The 19,031-nt window shown below is 72.5% G+C and carries 16 protein-coding genes; 4 read left to right on the top strand and 12 right to left on the bottom strand.

All coding sequences use genetic code 11. The annotated features are described in order from the left end of the window. Positions 1-65: 65 nt before the first annotated feature. Entirely contained in the window at positions 66-1,847 is a 1,782-nt protein-coding gene (locus tag ACWCP0_RS04490; RefSeq protein ID WP_451077390.1) for a gamma-glutamyltransferase family protein, read from the bottom strand. Positions 1,848-2,408: 561 nt separating this feature from the next. Here ACWCP0_RS04490 and ACWCP0_RS04485 point away from each other — a divergent pair. After that, positions 2,409-3,656 carry a PP2C family protein-serine/threonine phosphatase gene (locus tag ACWCP0_RS04485; RefSeq protein WP_451077350.1) on the top strand — a complete coding sequence of 416 codons (1,248 nt, stop codon included), beginning with the start codon at positions 2,409-2,411 and terminating at the stop codon, positions 3,654-3,656. Between the two features lie 363 nt (positions 3,657-4,019). Here ACWCP0_RS04485 and ACWCP0_RS04480 read toward each other — a convergent pair whose 3' ends face one another. From ACWCP0_RS04480 to ACWCP0_RS04470, 3 genes are all read right to left on the bottom strand, one after another. After that, complete coding sequence (locus ACWCP0_RS04480; RefSeq protein ID WP_451077349.1) at positions 4,020-5,240, bottom strand: serine hydrolase domain-containing protein; 1,221 nt, start codon at positions 5,238-5,240, stop codon at positions 4,020-4,022. A 96-nt stretch (positions 5,241-5,336) separates the two neighbouring features. Then, complete coding sequence (locus tag ACWCP0_RS04475) at positions 5,337-5,936, bottom strand: TetR/AcrR family transcriptional regulator (protein WP_351222669.1); 600 nt, start codon at positions 5,934-5,936, stop codon at positions 5,337-5,339. A 5-nt stretch (positions 5,937-5,941) separates the two neighbouring features. Then, positions 5,942-7,369: an amidase gene (locus ACWCP0_RS04470; protein ID WP_451077348.1), complete on the bottom strand. Its 1,428-nt coding sequence runs from the start codon at positions 7,367-7,369 to the stop codon at positions 5,942-5,944. 56 nt (positions 7,370-7,425) lie between these two features. Between ACWCP0_RS04470 and ACWCP0_RS04465 the strand changes: the two genes are divergently transcribed. From ACWCP0_RS04465 to ACWCP0_RS04455, 3 genes are all read left to right on the top strand, one after another. Then, positions 7,426-8,220, top strand: coding sequence for an SDR family NAD(P)-dependent oxidoreductase (locus ACWCP0_RS04465; protein ID WP_451077347.1), 795 nt, complete (start codon positions 7,426-7,428; stop codon positions 8,218-8,220). Positions 8,221-8,288: 68 nt separating this feature from the next. Beyond that, positions 8,289-8,939, top strand: coding sequence for a hypothetical protein (locus ACWCP0_RS04460; RefSeq protein WP_451077346.1), 651 nt, complete (start codon positions 8,289-8,291; stop codon positions 8,937-8,939). Continuing rightward, positions 8,936-9,925, top strand: coding sequence for a nucleotidyl transferase AbiEii/AbiGii toxin family protein (locus ACWCP0_RS04455; protein WP_451077345.1), 990 nt, complete (start codon positions 8,936-8,938; stop codon positions 9,923-9,925). Before ACWCP0_RS04460 ends, ACWCP0_RS04455 begins: the two co-directional genes overlap by 4 nt. Positions 9,926-10,180: 255 nt before the next feature. On the opposite strand, the gene ACWCP0_RS04450 is transcribed toward ACWCP0_RS04455, so the two are convergent. The 8 genes from ACWCP0_RS04450 to ACWCP0_RS04415 all read right to left on the bottom strand — a co-directional run bounded on the left by ACWCP0_RS04450 (position 10,181) and on the right by ACWCP0_RS04415 (position 18,826). Continuing rightward, positions 10,181-10,942, bottom strand: a complete 762-nt coding sequence (locus ACWCP0_RS04450; protein ID WP_451077344.1) for a FadR/GntR family transcriptional regulator — start codon at positions 10,940-10,942, stop codon at positions 10,181-10,183. A gap of 5 nt (positions 10,943-10,947) precedes the next feature. After that, positions 10,948-12,030: a D-erythronate dehydrogenase gene (gene denD, locus ACWCP0_RS04445; protein ID WP_451077343.1), complete on the bottom strand. Its 1,083-nt coding sequence runs from the start codon at positions 12,028-12,030 to the stop codon at positions 10,948-10,950. Beyond that, on the bottom strand, positions 12,027-12,830 hold the full coding sequence (otnI, locus tag ACWCP0_RS04440) for a 2-oxo-tetronate isomerase (protein WP_451077342.1): 804 nt from the start codon (positions 12,828-12,830) through the stop codon (positions 12,027-12,029). Before otnI ends, denD begins: the two co-directional genes overlap by 4 nt. Before the next feature lie 35 nt (positions 12,831-12,865). Continuing rightward, the gene (locus ACWCP0_RS04435) at positions 12,866-14,173 is read right to left on the bottom strand and encodes an MFS transporter (protein ID WP_451077341.1); all 1,308 of its coding nucleotides are present in this window, start codon (positions 14,171-14,173) and stop codon (positions 12,866-12,868) included. Between the two features lie 51 nt (positions 14,174-14,224). Then, the gene (locus ACWCP0_RS04430; RefSeq protein WP_451077340.1) at positions 14,225-14,899 is read right to left on the bottom strand and encodes a class II aldolase/adducin family protein; all 675 of its coding nucleotides are present in this window, start codon (positions 14,897-14,899) and stop codon (positions 14,225-14,227) included. Further along, positions 14,896-16,176, bottom strand: a complete 1,281-nt coding sequence (otnK, locus tag ACWCP0_RS04425; protein WP_451077339.1) for a 3-oxo-tetronate kinase — start codon at positions 16,174-16,176, stop codon at positions 14,896-14,898. Before otnK ends, ACWCP0_RS04430 begins: the two co-directional genes overlap by 4 nt. 1 nt (position 16,177) lies before the next feature. Beyond that, on the bottom strand, positions 16,178-17,095 hold the full coding sequence (gene ltnD / locus ACWCP0_RS04420) for an L-threonate dehydrogenase (RefSeq protein ID WP_451077338.1): 918 nt from the start codon (positions 17,093-17,095) through the stop codon (positions 16,178-16,180). A 189-nt stretch (positions 17,096-17,284) separates the two neighbouring features. Continuing rightward, a complete protein-coding gene (locus ACWCP0_RS04415; protein WP_451077337.1) occupies positions 17,285-18,826 on the bottom strand; it encodes an NCS1 family nucleobase:cation symporter-1 in 1,542 nt (513 codons plus the stop codon). Positions 18,827-19,031: the final 205 nt, after the last annotated feature.

Genomic DNA, 19,031 nt, shown 5'->3' with positions numbered 1-19,031 from the left:
CGGTGACCGTGCGACGGACACCCGGTGGACTCCAGGTGACTCCCGGCCGAACACCGGGTGTCCGCTCAGCGGCCTACCGCATAACCCTGCATGCCGCGCGGGTTCGCCGCCGCCGACAGCACACCGGTTCCCGGGTCCCGTGCCACCGCGCACAGCCGGCCCTCCGACCATGCCCCGCCCACCGTGACGTCATGACCCCGCCGGCGCAGTTCCGCGACCACCTCGGGGGCGATCCGCGACTCGACGGTCACCGAGCCGGGACGCATCCCGCGCGGGTGGAACGACGAGGGGAAGGCGTCGTTGTGCCAGTTCGGCGCGTCGATCGCCTCCTGCAGGGCCAGCCCGCCCAGCGCCACGGCCAGGAAGAAGTGCACCTGCCACTGGTCCTGCTGGTCGCCGCCCGGCGTGCCGAACGCCATCACCGGCACCCCGTCCCGCAGCGCGAGCGACGGAGTCAGAGTGGTCCGGGGGCGCCGCCCCGGCGTGAGCGAGTTCGGCAGGCCCGGGTCCAGCCACGCCATCTGCAGCCGCGTGCCCAGGGGAAAGCCCAGCTCCGGAACGACCGGGTTGGCCTGGAGCCAGCCACCGCTCGGCGTGGCCGCGACCATGTTGCCCCAGCGGTCGACGACGTCGACGTGGCAGGTGTCTCCCCGCGTGCCCCCGTCCTCGGCCATGGTCGGCTCCCCCGCCCCGGCGGCCGGGGCATCCGGCGCGCCGAAGCCGGACTCCCCAGCCGCCACCGCGCGGGCGTGCGCGCCGAGCACGGGCTCCCGGCCCTCCGGAGCGCCGGGCCGCAGCTCGTACGACGCCTTCTGGCCGATCAGCGCCCGCCGCTGCGCGTTGTACGGTTTCGACAGCAGCGCCGCGACGGGCACATCGGCGGCATCGCCGTACCAGGCCTCCCGGTCGGCCATGGCCAGCTTGCAGCCCTCGACGAGGAGATGGACGTACTCGGCCGTGCCGTACGCCGGCGGCTGCGGCGGCAGCAGCGCCAACTGCTGCAGGAACGCCGGGCCCTGGCTCCAGCCGCCCGCCTTGCACAGCGTCCAGCCGCGCCAGTCGTAGATCACCGGCGTCTCGTACGTCGCCGACCAGCCCGCCAGATCGGCCCTCGTGAGCGTGCCGGTGTGCCGGGTGCCGCTGGTGTCCATGGTCGGGACGCCCGCCTGGCGTACGAGCGCCTCGGCGACGAACCCCTCACGCCAGACCGCCCGCGCCCGCTCGATCTGCTCGGTCCGTTCCCCGTCGCCCGCCTCCTCGAGGAGGCGCCGCCAGGTCGCGGCCAGCGCCGGATTGCGGAACAGCCCGCCCGGCCGCGGAGCCCTGCCGTCCGGCAGGTACACCTCCGCGGACGAGGTCCACTCCGTCTCGAAGAGTGTGCGTACGGTCTCGACGGTCCGGCCCAGCCGCTCGACTGCCGGGTGCCCGTCCTTGGCGTACCCGATGGCGTACTTGAGCACCTCGGCAGGCGTCCTGGTCCCGTGGTCCCGGAGCAGCACCATCCACGCGTCGAACGCGCCTGGCACGGCCGCGGCCAGCGGTCCGGTGCCGGGAACGAGATCGAGGCCGAGCTCCCGGTAGTGCTCGATCGTGGCGCCCGCGGGGGCCGGTCCCTGCCCGCACAACACCTGCACCTCGCCGCCCGCGGGAGCGAGAATGATCGGAACCTCACCGGCGGGGCCGTTGAGGTGTGGTTCGACCACATGCAGCACGAAGCCGGCGGCGACGGCGGCGTCGAAGGCGTTCCCGCCGTCCTCGAGGACGGCCATCGCGGACTGGGATGCCAGCCAGTGGGTCGACGACACCATGCCGAAGGTGCCCTGGAGGGTCGGCCGGGTGGTGAACATCTGTGGCTGCTCCATCAAGGCAGCGTACGCGGGAGGCGGAAGACGCAGACCGGCGGCCGGCGTACGTCGGCCAGGCCCCCAGAGGCGGGCCTGCTGCGGCGTGGGCTCGCGGCCGATCGGAATCCTCAACGCCCTTCGCGCCACTGCGCGATTCACCAGAGGTCGGGCGCAGGGAAGGGCTCCGCCGCGGCGGTCGGCCGTCGTCATCCCTGCCCCTGTGCACGATCCGCGGGCACCAGGCGTGGCCTGCACAGGGCCGAGCGGGCAGCCGTACATCGTGATCCGTACCGATGGACGGACCGGCCTTCACGGCCATGGGCACCGACGGCTCCGGCCAGGCTCCACCACGCCGTGTGACGCCGTTGACGCGCCGACGCCCCGACATGCCCGATCACCACCCCCTCCGCCACACGCCACGGGCCGGGCAGCGCGCCGAGCTGCTCCGGAGGGCAGCGGGGGGCAGCCGAGGCGGCCTGGAGAGCGAAGACAGGCGCAACCTCTGGATGCCTCATAGATTTGATGTTGGGCAGATCCGCAGGCCGGGCGTCCTCAGGGAGCGCAATGGAGACACCGGAGATCGATTACGCGGCGCTCTTCGCGGCCACGCCGAGCCCTTACCTGGTTCTCGACGCCGACCTGGTGATCGTCGACGTCAACGATGCCTATCTCCGGGCGACCAATCGGACCTGCGACGATCTGGTCGGGCAGTACATCTTCGAGGCCTTCCCGGACAACCCGGCAGACCCCGGGGCCGACGGGGTGCGGAATCTGAGTGCCTCGCTGCACCGGGTCCTCGCCTCCCGTGTGCCGGACACGATGGCCCTGCAGCAGTACGACATCCCCGTCGTGGCACGGCCGGGGACGTTCGAGGAGCGGTGGTGGTCGCCGATCAACACTCCCGTTCTCGGGCCGGACGGGACGGTGGCGTGGATCATCCACCGCGTGGAGGACGTGACGGCATTCGTCCGCTCCCGCCGAATCCGCCACCGGGGCCAGGGCAGCGAGCTGAGCGAGCGGGAAATGGCCATGGAAGCCGAGCTGTACTCGAGGTCGAGGGAGCTGCAGCGGCTGAACGAGGAGCTGCGCCAGGCCCACGCCCGTGAACGACAGGTGGCCCTTACGCTCCAGGAGGCCATGCTCCACTCACCGGACCTGGCACGACACCCCAACATCGCGGTGCGCTACCTGCCCGCCATCGGATCGCTGAACGTGTGCGGGGACTGGTACGACGTGGTGAACCTGTCGGCCGGTCGCTTCGCCGTGGCGGTCGGCGACGTCGTGGGCCACGGGCTGAAAGCCGCCACCGTGATGGGCATGCTCCGCAGTGCGCTGAGCGCCGCCGCCCGTACCTCGGACGGTCCGGCCAAGGCGCTCGAGGTACTCGGCCTGTACGCCCGCTCGGTCGAGGGCGCGCTCGCCACGACCGCGGTCCAGGCGATGGTCGACACCGGTTCCCGCCGGATCTCCTACAGCTGCGCCGGCCACCCGCCGCCCATCCTGCTGCACACCGATGCCACCTACGAGTTCCTGGACCAGGCGACCGACCCGCCGCTGGGTGCCCGTCCCGATCACCTCCCGCGCCCCGAGGCCAGTGCGACCTACGCCCCCGGCGACACCCTCGTGCTCTACAGCGACGGCCTGATCGAACGCCGCGGCGAGGACGTCGACGTCGGCCTCGCCCGCCTGACCGACGCCCTCGCCCGGCACGGCGGCCTCGGCCCGGAGCGCCTCGCGGACGTCGCGCTGGCCGGTCTCGGTGTCAGCGCCGGCGCTCGCGACGACATCGCCCTGGTCGTCGTCCGCCTCTGACGGCGTCGTCGCCCGTGCCCGCCGGCACACCCGGACGACGACGAGCTGTCGGGCCGCCCGCCGGCGCCTCGGTCCGTACGGACTCCTGCGCGGGGCGCCCGCTCCCGCGAGGATGCCCGCGGCAGGCCATCGGCCGACTCGCACAGCCGCGCCGGCCCACCCGCCCGCACGGGTTCGGAAGAACCGAACCCCCGATCCGGTTGCCTGCCCCGTCGTGGACCCGACCGGTGCCCTCATACGGTCGGACCATGAGCACCGCCCTCGACCTGGAGCGGTCAGCCGGACCTACGGCCGCTGCCGGTGCCGTGGGCCTCGCCCCGGCCCTCAGAAGACCAGGGGGTGGCGGAACAGTGCGGGTTCCCGTCAGTCCGAGGGGGACACCGGGGCGGGCGGTGCGGGCGGCAGGTCGTAGACGTTGCCGGGGGTCACGAGGGAGGTGATGGCCTTGGCGAAGAGCGTGCTGGGATCGTTGCCCTGGTAGGCGGTGTCCGTGTTGCTGAGCGTGACCAGCGTCGCCTGCGCCGAGGGCAGATGGACCACCACGGACTGGTAGCCGGGCAGTGAACCGTTGTGCCCGATCCAGCCGTGGTTGGTGAAGATGCCGAGGCCGTATCCGGTACCGGGATAGCCGGTGGGAAGGGTGCGCAGTCGCTGTGCCTGGGTGGCGGGCTTGAGCAGGGTGCCCGTCGCGACGATGCGCGCCCACGCACGGAGGTCGGACAGGTCCGAGATCATCGCCCCGGCGGCCCAGCCCCAGGACGGATTCCAGTTCGTGGCGTCCGCGACCTCGCCGTCCGCTGTCTGCTCGGTGTAGCCGTGTGCGTGCGGCTCCGGGAACTCGGCCCCTTCGGGGAGGAGCGTGTGGTCCAGGCCGCTCGGTTCGAGGACGTGCTTCTTCAGGTAGTCGGCGAGGCGCTCGCCGCTCACCTTCTCCACGACCAGGCCGAGCAGGATCGCGTTCGTGTTGGAGTATTCGAACGTCTTGCCGGGCTCGGCGTTCGGCGGGTGCCTGAAGGCGTAGTCGAGCAGTTGCTGTGGCGTGAACGGCCGGTCGGGGTCCGCGAGAAAGGCCTTCTCGAAGTCGGGATCCTCGGTGTAGGAGTAGAGCCCGCTGCGCATCTCGGCGAGCTGGCGCAGAGTGATCCGGTCGCCGCCCGGGACGCCCTGGACGTGGTCCGACACCGGGTCGTCGAGACCGATCTTCCCCGCGTCCACCAACTGCAGCAGCGCGGTCACGGTGAAGGTCTTGGTCTCGCTGCCGATCCGCATGCGCAACCCGTCCGACATGGCGGCGCCGCTGCTCTTGTCGGCGACGCCGAACGCGCGGACGTAGCTGCCCTTTCCCGGGATCCACAGCCCCACGATGACGCCGGGGACGCCGGCCTGACGCAGCGTCCGGGTGATGGCCTTGTCGAGCTGTGCCGAGACGGCGGGCGTCAGCGCGCGGACCGGGCCGCTGGGCGAGGGTGTCGGCACCGCCGCCGCCTGCGGGGCGGAGGTCGGCGCCGCGGTGCACGCCGTGACGGTGAGCAGCCCCGCGGCGGCGAGTGCCACGGCCGCGATTGGGGAGGGGAGGCGTGCCATGCAGCAGAACGTACGTCGCGGGTGCGCGTGCGGCGGCGCGACGGGGCCCGGCGCTGACCCGTTCGGCAGCCTGGCCGCCGCCGGCCGGACCTGTGCTCAGCCGGCCCCGCGCACCAGGAGCAGCAGTGCGTCCGTGAGGTCCTCGGCCGGGGAGCCCGTCGCCAGGCGGCGGAGTTGGAGGCCCGTGACGAGGGCGACGGTGGTCGCGGCGAGGCGGTCGGCGTCCGGGACGCCGAGGGCCGTGAGGATCTGTACGGCGAGGCGGTCGTACGCCGCGAAGCACTCCGCCGCGGCCTCGCGCAGTCGTTCGTCGCGGCCCGCCTGGACGTACAGCTCGAAGGGCGCGATGTGTTCGCTGTCGAAGGTGGTGCCGTCCGCGACCTGGGCCGCGAGGGCGGCCGCGCCGTCGATGTCGACGCCCTCGGCGCGGCCCGCGTCGGCGAGTTCGGTCAGCCGCCGGGTCTCCTCGCGGACGAAGTGGAGCAGCGATTCCCGCAGCAACTCGTGCTGGCTGGTGAAGTGGTAGGTGACCGAACCGAGCGAGACCCCGGCCTCTTTGGCGATCCGCCGGTTGGTGACCGCGGCGATGCCGTCCCGGCCGATGATGCGCAGGACGGCACCGATGATGCGCTGCCGGGTCGGGGGCGTGGAGGTGACGGGCGGGGATATGACGGGCGCGGCGGGCTCGCTGGACATGCGCGTCATTGTTCCACCGGCGCGCTCCAGGTGATCAGGGGGTCGGGGCACTTCTCGTACCAGCGGCGGTCGGCCTCGAGCTGGGCGGCCAGGGAGATCAGCCGCTCCTCACCGCCGGCGGGGCCGAGGAGCTGTGCGCCGACGGGCAGTCCGTCGGCGGTGAACCCGGCGGGCACGCTGACGCCGGGCCAGCCGAGGACGTTCCAGGGCCAGGCGTACGGACAGGCGGTGGCCATCGTGGCGTTGGTACGCCAGGTGCTGAGTCCGTCGAAGGTGCCGATGGCGGGCGGGGGCGCGGCGGTGGTCGGGGTGAGGACGACGTCGTACGTGTCGAAAATGGCGCCGATGCGCAGGTGCTGGCGGGCCTCGCGGGCGCGGGCGGCACGCACGATCCGGCCGCCGAGGAGGCGGCCGTTGCGCATGGCGGTGCGCGTGCGCGGGTCGAGGAGCGTGGGCTCGGGGTGCAGGGCGGCGATCTCGGCGACGCCTGCCGTGCCGCGGGGGACGAAGCCGAGGCCGATGAGGCCGTAACGGGGCCTGGCCTCCTCGACGTGGTGGCCGAGGCGGGCGAGTGCCTCGGCGATCTCGGTCACGGCGCGGCGTACGTCCGGGTGGGGCCTGGCTCCGGTGAGGGTGAGCGGGGGCCGCCAGGCGAGGGCGATGCGCAGCCGGCCGGGGTCGCGGCGGGCGGCGGCGGAGGCGTCGATGGCGTCGGGCCGGTGGAGGTCCTCCGGATGCGCGCCCTGGACGACGTCGAGGAGGAGGGCGGCGTCGGCGACGGTGCGAGCGAGGGGGCCGTTGACGGCGAGGCCGTGGAAGGCGTCGGTGTGCGGGTGGAGCGAGACCCGGCCGCGCTGGGGCTTGATGCCGACGAGGTGGGTCCAGGCGGCGGGGATCCGGATGGAGCCTGCTCCGTCGGAGCCGAGCGCGGCGGGCACGAGCCCGGCGGCGACGGCGGCCGCCGAGCCGCCGGACGAGCCACCGGGTGTGTGTCCGGGTGACCAGGGGTTGCGGGTGGCTCCGAAGGCGGGTCCCTCGGTGAACGGCCACTGGCCCAGCTCGCAGGCGTTGGTCTTGCCGACGATGACGGCTCCGGCCGCGCGCAGCCGGCGTACGGCCTCGCCGTCGGCAGGCGCCGGGGCGAGCTCGCCGCGGCAGCCGAACAGCGTGGGCAGCCCGGCCACATCGGTGTCGTCCTTGACGGCGAGGGGGACGCCGAGCAGGGGCAGTCGCTCACCCGCGGCGAGGCGCCGGTCGGCGTCCTCGGCCTCGGCGAGCGCGGCTTCGGCGCGTACGTGCCGGAAGGCGTTGAGCACCGTGCGGCTCGCCTCGATCCGCGCGAGCGACGCGGCGACGAGCTCCCGCGCGCCGACCTGGCCCTCCCTCAACTTCCTTGTCTGCTCCACGAGTCCCGAGAAATCTGCTGTGGACATGCCCACCCTGCGCTCCTTATTGTTCGTTCGAACGAACAGAACTGGAGGGTAACCAGATGCGCATCACCGGATCAACCGTTCTGCTCACCGGTGTCACCGGCGGTATCGGCGCGGCCCTGGCCGCCGAACTCTCAGCGCGCGGCGCGAAGTTGATCCTCACCGGGCGACGCGCCGAGGCACTCGAACCCCTCGTGGCGCGCTACGACGCACGCGGCATCGTCGCCGACCTGGCCGACCCCGACGATGTCGAGCGGCTCGCCCACGAGGCGGCCGGCACCGAGATCCTCGTCGCGAACGCCGCCCTGCCCTCCAGCGGGGAGCTCCTCGACTACACCCCGGACCAGATCGACCGTGCCCTGGCGGTCAACCTCCGCGCTCCCGCGGTCCTGGCCCGCCTGCTCGCCCCCGCCATGGTCGAAGCGCGCCGCGGCCATCTGGCGTTCGTCGGCTCGATGTCCGGCAAGACGGCGACCAAGTACTCCGCCCTGTACGACGCCACCAAGTTCGGTCTGCGGGGCTTCGCGCTCGCGCTGCGGCAGGACCTCCACGAGCACGGCGTCGGGGTCTCCGTCGTCCAGCCCGGTTTCGTGCGCGACGCGGGCATGTTCGCGGCGACGGGCGCCGAGGCCCCGGCCGGTCTGCGCACGGTCTCGCCCCGCCAGGTCGTCGCGGGCGTCGTCCGCGCCATCGAGCGCGACCGGGCCGAGGTCAACGTCGCCCCCGCCGAGATGAAGGTCCTCACCGCGATCGGCGGGCAGTTCCCCGGGTTCTCCGAGCGCGTCCAGCGCCGCGCGAGCGGGGCCGACCGTACGGTCCGGCGCATCGTGGACGCCCAGCGCGACAGCCGCTGAACCCGGTCGTCCCCGCCGTCCCGGGCAGGCCCGTGGGACTGTCGGTGGCCCTTGCTACGGTCGGCCGCATGTTCGCAGTACGGGAATTCGCCGGGGACTTCGAGACGCATCTGACCGTGCGCCCGCCCCGGACACCGGCCGAGGACGAGCGGCTCGGCGCATGGGCCGCCGACCATGGTCTGAAGCTGACGCGCATCGTCCTCGACCGGGGCGCGACGCCCGACCAGCCGATGCTCACCCGCACGGGCAGCGGCGGGCTCGGCGATCAGCTGGCGGCCGCCGGCCGCACGGCCCGGCAGCTGGGCGAGGCGGGCTTCTCGGTGATACGCACCAAGGTCGAGGCGGCTCCGTGGAACGAGGACGTGCCACGCACCGCCGACGAGGCACTGCTGCTGCCCCCGCACTGCGGCTTCGAGCACCACGTGAAGCTGCGGCTGGACGACGCGGAAGCGATCGCGGCGGTCCGGGCCGTGGCCGAGGCACACGACGCCCATGTCTCCCGCAACGCCCGCCGCGCACTGCGGGACGGCCGGCACGAGCGGTTCGTCACCCAGCGCTGCCACACCGTCGGCCGCCCCGGGGCGCGCCGCAGGCTCGACGCGCTCCTGGCCGCGCTCTCGGCCGCCGGTTTCCGGTACGTGGAGGTGGAGGAGGAGTTCGTCGTCCACGACGACCGTCCGTCGGTCGACGCGGGCTGGATCATCGGCTCGGGGAGATGAACGGAGTGGAGCCGCCGCTGCGGCGGGCCGCCCTCGACCATGTGCTGCGGCTGATCGCCGATGCACCGTGGAGCGACGGACTGATGCTGCGCGGCAGCATGCCGCTCCAGGCCTGGCTCGGGCCCGGGGCGCGCGAGCCCGTCGACCTTGACTGGATCGTCCACGCGCCCGGCCCCGGCTCGTTCCCGGACCGGCTCAGCCCGTATCCGTACGTCGACGACATCGAAGCGGTGCAGCAGTGGCCGGAGGCGGCACAGGGGGCGGCGCGGTACGAGATCTGGGGCGAGGAGGAGTTCTCGACGTTCGGGGCGCGGCCGGTACTCCCGCCCGAGGGGCTGCGGTGGCTGGACGGCCGGTCCTTCGAGAGCCTGGCATCCCTGGACGATCTGGTCGAGGAGATCCGCAGCAGCCCCACGGCTCCCGGCGGCGTCACTTTCGACCCGGACTCCGTCCGGCAGGAGCGGTTCGGGGACTACGACGACGATGTCCACGACGATGACGACATCCTGAGCACCTGGGAGTACGAACTGCCCGGGCTGCGGATCTTCCTCCCGTGGCGGGCCTCCGGTGACGAGCGTGACGGAGTGCGGGGCCGGATCCAGCTGGACTTCACGCTCGACGAGGCCGTACCCGACCCGCCGGTGTGGACGGCCGTCCCCCGCGGCGACGGCGGCCCGCCCACTCCGGTGCGCACCGCGAGCCGGGAACTGTCCCTCGCCTGGAAGCTTCTGTGGCTCTGCACCGACTGCGCGAAGGACCGCGTCGGCCGCGGCAAGGACCTGTACGACGCAGCCCTGCTCGCCGAGTGCCCCAGGACCCGTCTCACCCCGCGGCTGCTCCACCGGGTGCTCGGCGAGCACGCGGCGGACTTCGGGCCCGGCACGGTGCGGGGCTGGCGGGTCGACGGCGCGTCCTGCCCGGGCGACCAGGACCAGCTGCGGGAACGGCTGGTCCGGGCGCTCGGGCCGGTGTTCGGCGGGCGGTGACGGCACTGCGCCCGGGCAGCATCGGCGGCGTGCACCGCACCTTCCACGGCACGAGCTTCCACGGCACGACGAGGACCCCGACGACTGCGTGACCAGCGCGTCAGGGAGCGGCGTCGAGATCCACGTCGAGGTCCTCGGCCTCCGTCCAGAACCCCTCGTCCGCGTCCTGGAGCCGAGCGGCGGCGTGCACCGCACCTTCCACGGCACGAGCTTCCACGGCACGACGAGGACCCCGACGACTGCGTGATCAGCGCATCAGGGAGCGGCATCGAGATCCACGTCGAGGTCCTCGGCCTCCGTCCAGAACCCCTCGTCCGCGTCCTGGAGCCGAGCGGCGGCGTGCTTCAGATGGAGACGCGCGGCGGTGCGTGCCGCCTCGGCGTCGCCGGCCTCGATGGCGGCCAGGATGGCGTGGTGCTCCTGCCGGACCGCCTCGATGAAGTCGCCCCGTCGCGCCTCGTTCGCGCGGGTGACGCGGATGCCGCTGCGCAGCACCTCGCCCAGGTACCGCACCGTCGAGACCATCACCTCGTTGCCGGTCGACTCGGCGATGGACCGGTGGAAGGTGAGGTCCTCGTCCACGCCGTCACCGCCGGACGCGACCGATGCGTCGATCGCGTCCAGGGCCTGGCGCATCCGGGCGAGGTCGTCCTGCCTGGCGCGGGCGGCGGCGAGGCCGGCGGCCTCGCCCTCCATGGCGCGGCGAACCTCCACGATCTGCAGGACCTTGGACTTGGTCTCGGTGGTGCCGCCGGTGTCGGCCTCGAGGTCGAGCGGCCGTGTGCGCCGGGGCAGGACGAACACGCCGAGACCCTGGCGCGGTTCGACCAGGCCCGCGTTACGGAGCCGCGACACGGCCTCGCGCACCACGGTGCGGCTGACGCCCAGCTGCTTGACCAGCGCGACCTCGGTCGGCAGCTTGTCGCCCGCGGCCAGCCGCCCGGACTCGATCTCCTCCGCGAGGATCGTGGCGACCTGATCCGCGAGCCGGACGGGACCACTCACCTTGGAAAACATGATTTTCAGTCTATCGGTGCCGACCCCGAAGCCCTCGTTGCGAGGCGTACGTCGGGCACGACCGCGTCGGCGTGGTCGGCGACGTAGTCCCGTACCACCGATGCGAAGCTCGGGTCGGGTTCCAGGCCGAGCGCCGCAGCGCGCGCGTTGTCGAAGGCGGCGGGCCACGAGCCCACGATGGCCTCGACGGCCGGGTCCGGCGCGACCGTGACCAGGTCGGCGACCTCGTCGCCCGCCACCCGCCGCAGCGTGGCCAGCATCTCGGCGACCGAGACGGTGAGGGCCGGGAGGTTGACCGGCACACCGCCGTCGAGGCGGCCCGGTCCGGCGCCGCGCTCGGCCTCGGCGACACGGAGAATCCCCTCGACCGTGCGCCGTGGCGAGGCCAGGGCGACCCGCAGGTCGGGACGGACCGGGCAGGTCGACGGGAGGCCCGCGAGCGGCTCGCGGATGATGCCGGACAGGAAGCCGGAGGCGGCCGCATTCGGCTTGCCCGGCCGCACCGACACGGTCATCAGGCGGGCGACGCGTCCGTCGACGAATCCACGACGGGTGTACTCGGCGACCAGTTGCTCGCAGACGAGCTTCTGCGTTCCGTAGCTCGACCGCGGCGTCGGCAGGGTGGCCTCGCTGACCACCGGCGGCAGCCGCAGCGCCGGGTCGCTGCCGTAGACCGCGACGCTGCTGGAGAACACCACCCGCGGGGTCGGCCCGCCCGCGGCCGACTGGGCCCGGGCGGCTTCGAGCAGCGCGCGTGTCGTGTCCACGTTGGCGCTCATCCCGAGGTCGAAGTCGGCCTCGCACTCGGCCGAGACCGCGGAGGCGAGGTGGATCAGCACATCCACGGGCTCCGCGAACACGTCGTCGAGGCGCTCGGTCAGGTCGCCCTGCACGATGTCCACGATGGGGTATCCCCTGCTCGAAGAGCTTGGGGAAGGGTCGTCCGCGAGCGGCGACCCGGACGGCACGAACCGGTCGGCGAGCACCAGCCGGTCGATCGGCGCACCGCGGAACGTCCGCGTCTCCAGCAGGGCACCCGCGACCTGCCGGCCCAGGAAGCCGAAGCCGCCCGTGATGACGATCCTCATGCGTCTTCTCCTTGGTAGTTCTTCAGCCAGCCGAGCCCCTCGCTCGTGCCGGCGCGGGGGTGGTACTCGCAGCCGATCCACCCGTCGAAGCCCAGCTCGTCCACGACGCCGAAGAGGTGGCGGATGTCGAGTTCACCGCCGTCGGGCTCGTGGCGGTCGGGCACGCCCGCGACCTGCAGATGACCGACGCGGCCGGTCGGCAGGTCGCGGCGCAGGGTCGCGGTGAGGTCGCCCTCGACGATCTGGCAGTGGTAGAGGTCGAGCTGCACCTTGAGATTCGGCGCTTCCACCTCCTGCACCACGGCATGGGCGTCCGCCTGCCTGTTCAGGAAGTAGCCCGGAATGTCGCGGCCGTTGATCGGCTCGATCAGGATGTCGACGCCCGCCGCGGCGGCCCGATCCGCGGCCCGGGCCAGGTTGGCCACGTAGGTGTCGCGGTGCTCGGCGAGCTCCGCCGGCGTCGCGTCCTGCCGTACCAGCCCGGCCATCATGTGCACGCGCGGGCACCCCAGCGCCGCGGCGTACTCCAGCGCCCGGTCGATCCCGGAGCGCACCTCCGCCTCGCGTCCGGGCAGCGCAGCGATCCCGCGCTCCCCGGACTCCCACGCCCCGGGAGGCGCGTTGAAGAGCACCTGCCTCAGGCCGTGGTCGTCGAGCCGGCGGCGCAGCTCGGTGGCGTCGTACGCGTAGGGGAAGAGGTACTCGACGGCCGTGAAGCCGTCTGCCGAGGCCGCGGCGAAGCGGTCGAGGAAGTCGTGCTCGGTGTACAACATGGACAGGTTCGCGGCGAACCTCGGCATGCTGGCTCCTGTGTTGGGACCGGGGCCGGACCCGGTCAGCGGTTGACGACCTGCTTCTTGGTGGTGAGCACCGCGCCGGCGCCGACGACGAGGCTCAGCGCCAGGACGTACATGGGGACCGACGTCGAGCCGGTGGCGTCCTTGAGCGAGCCGATCATGTACGGGCTGACGAAGCCGGCGAGGTTGCCCACCGAGTTGATCGCGGCGAGGCCGGCCGCGGCGGCGGCGCCGCCGAGGAACGCGGTGGGCAGCGACCAGAACAGCGGGGCGCAGGTCAGTACGCCTGCCGCTGCGAAGGAGAGCGCGACCAGGGACAACGCGGTCGACCCGGACCAGCCGGCGGCCAGCGAGAACCCGACAGCGCCCATGAGGGCCGGGACCACCAGGTGCCAGCGGCGCTCGCGGCGCTTGTCCGCCGAGTGCCCGAACAGGTTCATCGCGACGAGTGCGGCCAGGTACGGCACGGCGCTGAGCACGCCGATCGCGAGGTTGCCCTTGATGCCGGTGGACTCGACGAAGGTGGGCATCCAGAAGGTCAGGGCGTACTGGCCCATCACGAAGCAGAAGTAGATGAGGCACATCAGCCACACCTTGGGCTCGCGGAAGGCGTCCCAGACCCGGCCGTGCACCGTCTGGTGCGTGGCGTCGTCGGCGATCGCCCGCTCGACGACGGCCTTCTCCTCGTCGGTGAGCCACTTCGCGCTGCGCACGTCGTTGTCGAGGTAGAACAGCGTGGCCACGCCGATGGCGAGCGCGGGGATCGCCTCGAGCAGGAACATCCACTGCCAGCCCTGCCAGCCGTTCACGCCCTGGAACCGGTCCATGATCCAGCCGGAGAGCGGGTTTCCGAAGATGCCGGCCACCGGGATCGCCGACATGAACATCGCGATCACCCGGGCACGGCGGTTCGACGGGAACCAGTAGGTGCAGTAGAGGATCACTCCCGGGTAGAAGCCCGCCTCCGCGGCGCCGAGGAGGAACCTGAGCACGTAGAACGTCGCCTCGTTGGTGACGAACATGAACGACGCCGAGACCAGGCCCCAGGTGATCATGATCCGGGCGATCCAGGTGCGGGCGCCGACGCGCTGCAGTATCAGGTTCGAGGGGACCTCGAAGAGGAAGTAGCCGATGAAGAACAGGCCCGCGCCGAGGCCGTACGCCGCCTCGCTGAATCCGAGGTCGTCGGACATCTGCAGCTTCGCGAAACCGACGTTGACCCGGTCGAGGTAGGAGACGACGTAACAGAGGATGAGGAAGGGGACGATCCGCCGCACAACCTTGCGGAAGACGGCGTTCTCGCGGGCGAGGTCGGGGGCCTCGCCCACCGTTATGGGCAGGGACATGACGGAATCCTTCTCGCGGCTCAGGGGATTCTCTGACAGGGGTGGAGCTGGTCACCACGCGGCGCCGAACGCGGACCTCAGTTCGTCGATGGCGTGGGCGGGGAGCGGCTCGGGGCGACGGTCGGTCAGGAGCCAGAGTCGTGCCGTCTCCTCGAGTTCTTCGAGGACGGCGAGGGCGGTGGCCGCGTCGGGGCCCCAGACCACGGGGCCCAGCCGGTCGAGCAGGACGGCCCTGATCGGCGTGCGGCTCGCCCGGCGGTCGGCGATCCGGGCGGTCACCAGGTCGGCCACGCGCGGGTCGCCGGGCCGGTGGTACGGAATGAGCGGGACGTGACCGACCTTCATCACGTAGTAGGGAGTGAGGGGCGGGAGCACGTCGTCCCGGCTCCACACCCCGGCCAGGGTGAGCCCGACCAGGTGCGTCGAGTGGGTGTGGACGACGAACCGGGCCGTGGGGTCGGCGGCGTAGATGCGCCGGTGGAGCGTCAGGGTCTTGCTGGCGCGGTCGCCCGCGATCTGCTCGCCACTGGCGTCGACCAGAGCAAGGCGGTCGGGTTCGAGGAAGCCCAGGGCGGCGTCGGTGGGGGTGATCAGGTGGGAGTCGCCGACCCGGGCGCTGATGTTGCCGGCGCCGGCGTGGACGTACCCCCGGGCGAACAGGCTCGTGCCCACCCGGACGATCTCCTTGCGCGCCCTGTCGACGGCGGTGCCGGGGAGTTCGGTCATGAGGCGTCCCCGTCCAGGAGGGCGAACGAGTCGGTGAAGAAGCCGGGGCCGCCGAAGTTGCCGGACTTGAGCGCGATGTGGAGCGTGTCCCCGTCGGGGAGGGTCGCCGCGCACCATGGCACACCCGGGTCGATCTGCGGTCCGATCCGGAGCCCGGTGATGCCGAGGGCCTGGACGACCGCTCCCGAGGTCTCGCCGCCCGCCACGACGAGCCGGCGGACACCGCGCTCCACGAGTCCCTGCGCGACGTGGGCCAGGGTCCGCTCGACGAGCTCACCGGCCTCGGCGGCCCCGAGCCGGCCCTGGACGGTCCGGACCGCGTCGGGCGCCTCGGTGGAGTAGACGAGGACCGGTCCGACGGCCAGGTGCGACTCGGCGAAGGCCAGGGCCCGGCCGACCACGTCCTCGCCGTCCGCGATGCGCAAGGGGTCCACACCGAACGCCGGCCGGCCGCTGCGCAGGAACTGCTGGACCTGGCCGTTCGTGGCGACGGAGACCGATCCGGAGACGATCGCCCGGTGGCCGCCGGCCGGCGGCAGCTGCGCCACGGCCGGGGACGGCGTGAGGCCCCAGTTCGCGGGCAGGCCGATCGCCAGGCCCGAGCCGGCGGTCACCAGGGGCAGCCCCTGGACCGCGGCCCCCAGACGCAGGAGGTCGTCGTTGGTGACCGCGTCGGCGATGGCGATCCCGGAGCCGTCCTCGCGCAGGGCGTCGATACGGGCACGGATCGCGTCCGAGCCGGCGGCGACGACCGTGTGGTCGATGAGGCCGACCGGTCGTGCGGTCTGCGCGCCGAGCACGGAGACCAGGTTGGGGTCGGTCATCGGCGTGAGCGGGTGGTCGCGCATGCCGCTGTCGCTGAGGAGCACGTCGCCGACGAAGAGATGGCCCTTGAAGACCGTGCGTCCGTTGTCGGGGAACGCCGGTGTCGCGATCGTGAAGTCGGCGCCCAGTGCGTCCATCAGTGCCTCGGTGACCGGCCCGATGTTGCCGGCCGGGGTCGAGTCGAAGGTGGAGCAGTACTTGAAGTAGATCTGCTCCGCGCCCGCGGACCGCAGCCAGGCGAGTGCACGCAGCGAGGCCTCGACGGCGTCGGCGGCCGGGACTGTCCGTGACTTGAGCGCGATGACCACGGCATCCGCGTCCATCACCTGCTCGGCGGCGCCCTGCGGCACGCCGATCAGCTGGACCACGCGCATGCCCGCGCGCACGAGGTTGTTGGCCAGGTCCGTGGCGCCGGTGAAGTCGTCGGCGATGCAGCCGAGTCGGATTCCCATGTCAGGCCTCCGCAGGCTCGGGCAGATCGATCCCCGGGAAGATCTTGATGACCGCACTGTCGTCCTCGGCCCCCAGGCCGGATGCGGACGCCTGGAGGAACATCTGGTGGGCGGTGGCGGCGAGGGGAAGCGGGAACTTCTCCGGGCGGGCGGAGTCGAGCACGATCCCGAGGTCCTTGACGAAGATGTCGACCGCGGAAAGGGGCGTGTAGTCACCGGAGAGCACGTGCGCCATGCGGTTCTCGAACATCCACGAGTTGCCGGCGCTGTGCGTGATGACCTCGTAGAGTGCCTCGGCCGGAACTCCGGCCTTGATGCCGAGTGCCATGGCCTCGGCTGCCGCGGCGATGTGCACGCCCGCGAGCAACTGGTTCACGATCTTGACCTTCGAGCCGAGCCCCGCCCGGTCCCCCAGGCGGTAGACGGTGCTGCTCATGGCCTCCAGCACCGGGTCGGCGACCGCGTACGCGGCGGCGGAGCCCGACGTCATCATGGTGAGTTCGCCGGTGGCCGCCCGCGCGGCACCACCGGAGACGGGGGCGTCCAGGTAGAGCACGCCCTTCCCGGCCAGGCGCACCTCGAGCTCGGCGGACCAGGCGGGGTCGACCGTGGAGCACATCACGAAGACGGCGCCCGGGCGGAGCCGCCCGGCCGCCCCGTCGGCACCGAACAGCACCGACTCGACCTGCGCCGCGTTGACCACGACGCCGACCAGGACGTCCACCTCGGCCGCCAGTTCGCCGGCCGTGGCGAACGCCGTACCGCCGTCACGGGCGAAGGCCGCGGCCACCTCCGGCCGCAGGTCGTGGACACCCACGTCGTGGCCCGCGTTCCGCAGGCTGCGGGCCATGCCGAGGCCCATGGCCCCGAGTCCCACCACGCCCACGCGCGGCCGTGCCGGCCTGTCCTGGTCGTTCATGCCCAGCCCATCCTCGTCTCGCTCCGCCGTCCGGGCGTGGCAGCCCGGCTCGTGATCCCTGCGGCGATCGGGTCATATGATGACCTGAGGATGTGCGTTCATGCATGGTGATGTCCGTCACACAGGGCGGAAGGCCGACAGGTCCGCTCCCCCGGCCATCGGCGGAGCGGACCTGTCGGTGTCGCACTGTCAGCCGGCGTCGGGCTGTGCGTGCTTCGTCGCCCCCATCAGCAGCGTGTACAGCAGGAGGGCGGCCGCGAGCCCCACCGCCCAGCCGTAGTCCGCGAGCGGCTTCAGGAAGGGGATCAGGCCGTCCTCGGGGAACGGCCCCTTGCCCGGCTGGGAGTGGGAGCCGCCCACGGCCAGCACCCCGCCGACCGCGAAGGCGGCCACGGCCCGCCAGTTCCAGCCGGACGAGTACCAGTAGCGGCCGCCCGGCTGGTAGAGCTCCGCCAGCTCCAGGCGGGTGCGGCGGACGATCCAGTAGTCGGCGATGAGGATGCCCGCGACCGTGCCGAGGAGGCCGCCGACCAGACCGAGCCACGTGAAGATGTAGAGCTCGGGGGTCTCGGTCAGCTTCCACGGCATCATGAGGACGCCGACGACTCCCGTGATCAGCGCGCCCGTACGGAAGTTGATGAAACGCGGGGCGAGGTTCGCGAGGTCGTACGCGGGCGAGACGACGTTCGCCGCGATGTTCACCGAGATCGTCGCGATCAGCACGGTCACCAGGGCGAACAGCAGCCCGAAGACGTTGTCGGCCTTGGCGGCGAGCTGGACCGGGTCCCAGATCGGCGCCCCGTACACCGCCTGGGATCCCGAGGTGACGAACACGGACAGCAGCGCGAAGAGCGTCATGGTCGTCGGCAGCCCGAGGGTCTGGCCCCAGACCTGGGCGCGCTGCCCGGCGCCGAATCGGGTGAAGTCCGGGATGTTCAGCGAGAGCGTGGACCAGAAGGCGATCATGCCCATGAGGGAGGGGAAGAAGACCGGCCAGAAGTCGGGCCCCCAGCCCAGCTTGGACGGCTGGTCGAGCAGCGGGCCGAAGCCGCCCGCCTTGATCGCGATCCACACGAGCAGCACCAGCGCGCCGACGATGACGAAGGGCGCCGCCCAGTTCTCGAAGCGGCGCAGGGTCTCCATCCCCCGGTAGATGATGGCCAGTTCGAGCACCCAGAAGACCACGAAGCAGAGCCAGAGCGTCCACGGCTGGCCACCCACCTCCGCCACGTCCGTCCAGCCGCCGAAGATCGTGCCGAGCAGGACGAAGATCCCCTGCCCGCCGATCCAGGTCTGGATGCCGAACCAGGCGCAGGCGACGCCCGCCCTGATGAGCGCCGGGAGGTTGGCGCCGCGCAGCCCGAAGGAGGCGCGGGCGAGCACCGGGAAGGGGATGCCGTACTTGGGCCCGGCATGGCCCGTGAGCAGCATCGGAAGCAGCACGATCACATTGGCGAGGGCGATCGTGAAGACGGCCTGCTTCCAGTCCATGCCGAGCGTGACGAGCCCGGAGGCGAGCAGCCAGGACGGGATGTTGTGGGCCATGCCCACCCAGAGCGCGGCGAAGTTGTACGTCGTCCAGTGCCGGCGGGCGACGGGGACGGGCAGCAGGTCGGCGTTGACGAACCGGCTGCCGGCGGGGACGGCACCGGGTGCGAGTTCGACGCGGCCGTCGAGGTGGGCGTTGGGGTCGGGGGTGGGGGTCGGCGGTATGGCGGCGGTACCGGTCATGAGCGGCCTTTCGATGAGTGGTGTGGGCGTCGCCTGCGGCGGGCCTTCTCCCTGCCCCTCCCCCTCCGCCCTGCGGGCGTGGGGGGAACGTCCCGAACGGGGGGCTTCGCCCCGGCCCCCGGACGTGCCGGTACCGGGCGCTGGGCCCGGTGACCGGCCTCACACGCGGACGGGCTCCCAAGGAGCCCCTCTGCCGAATGGGGCA

Source organism: Streptomyces sp. NPDC001970, assembly GCF_053594115.1.
This window is presented reverse-complemented; position numbering and strand designations above follow the sequence as displayed.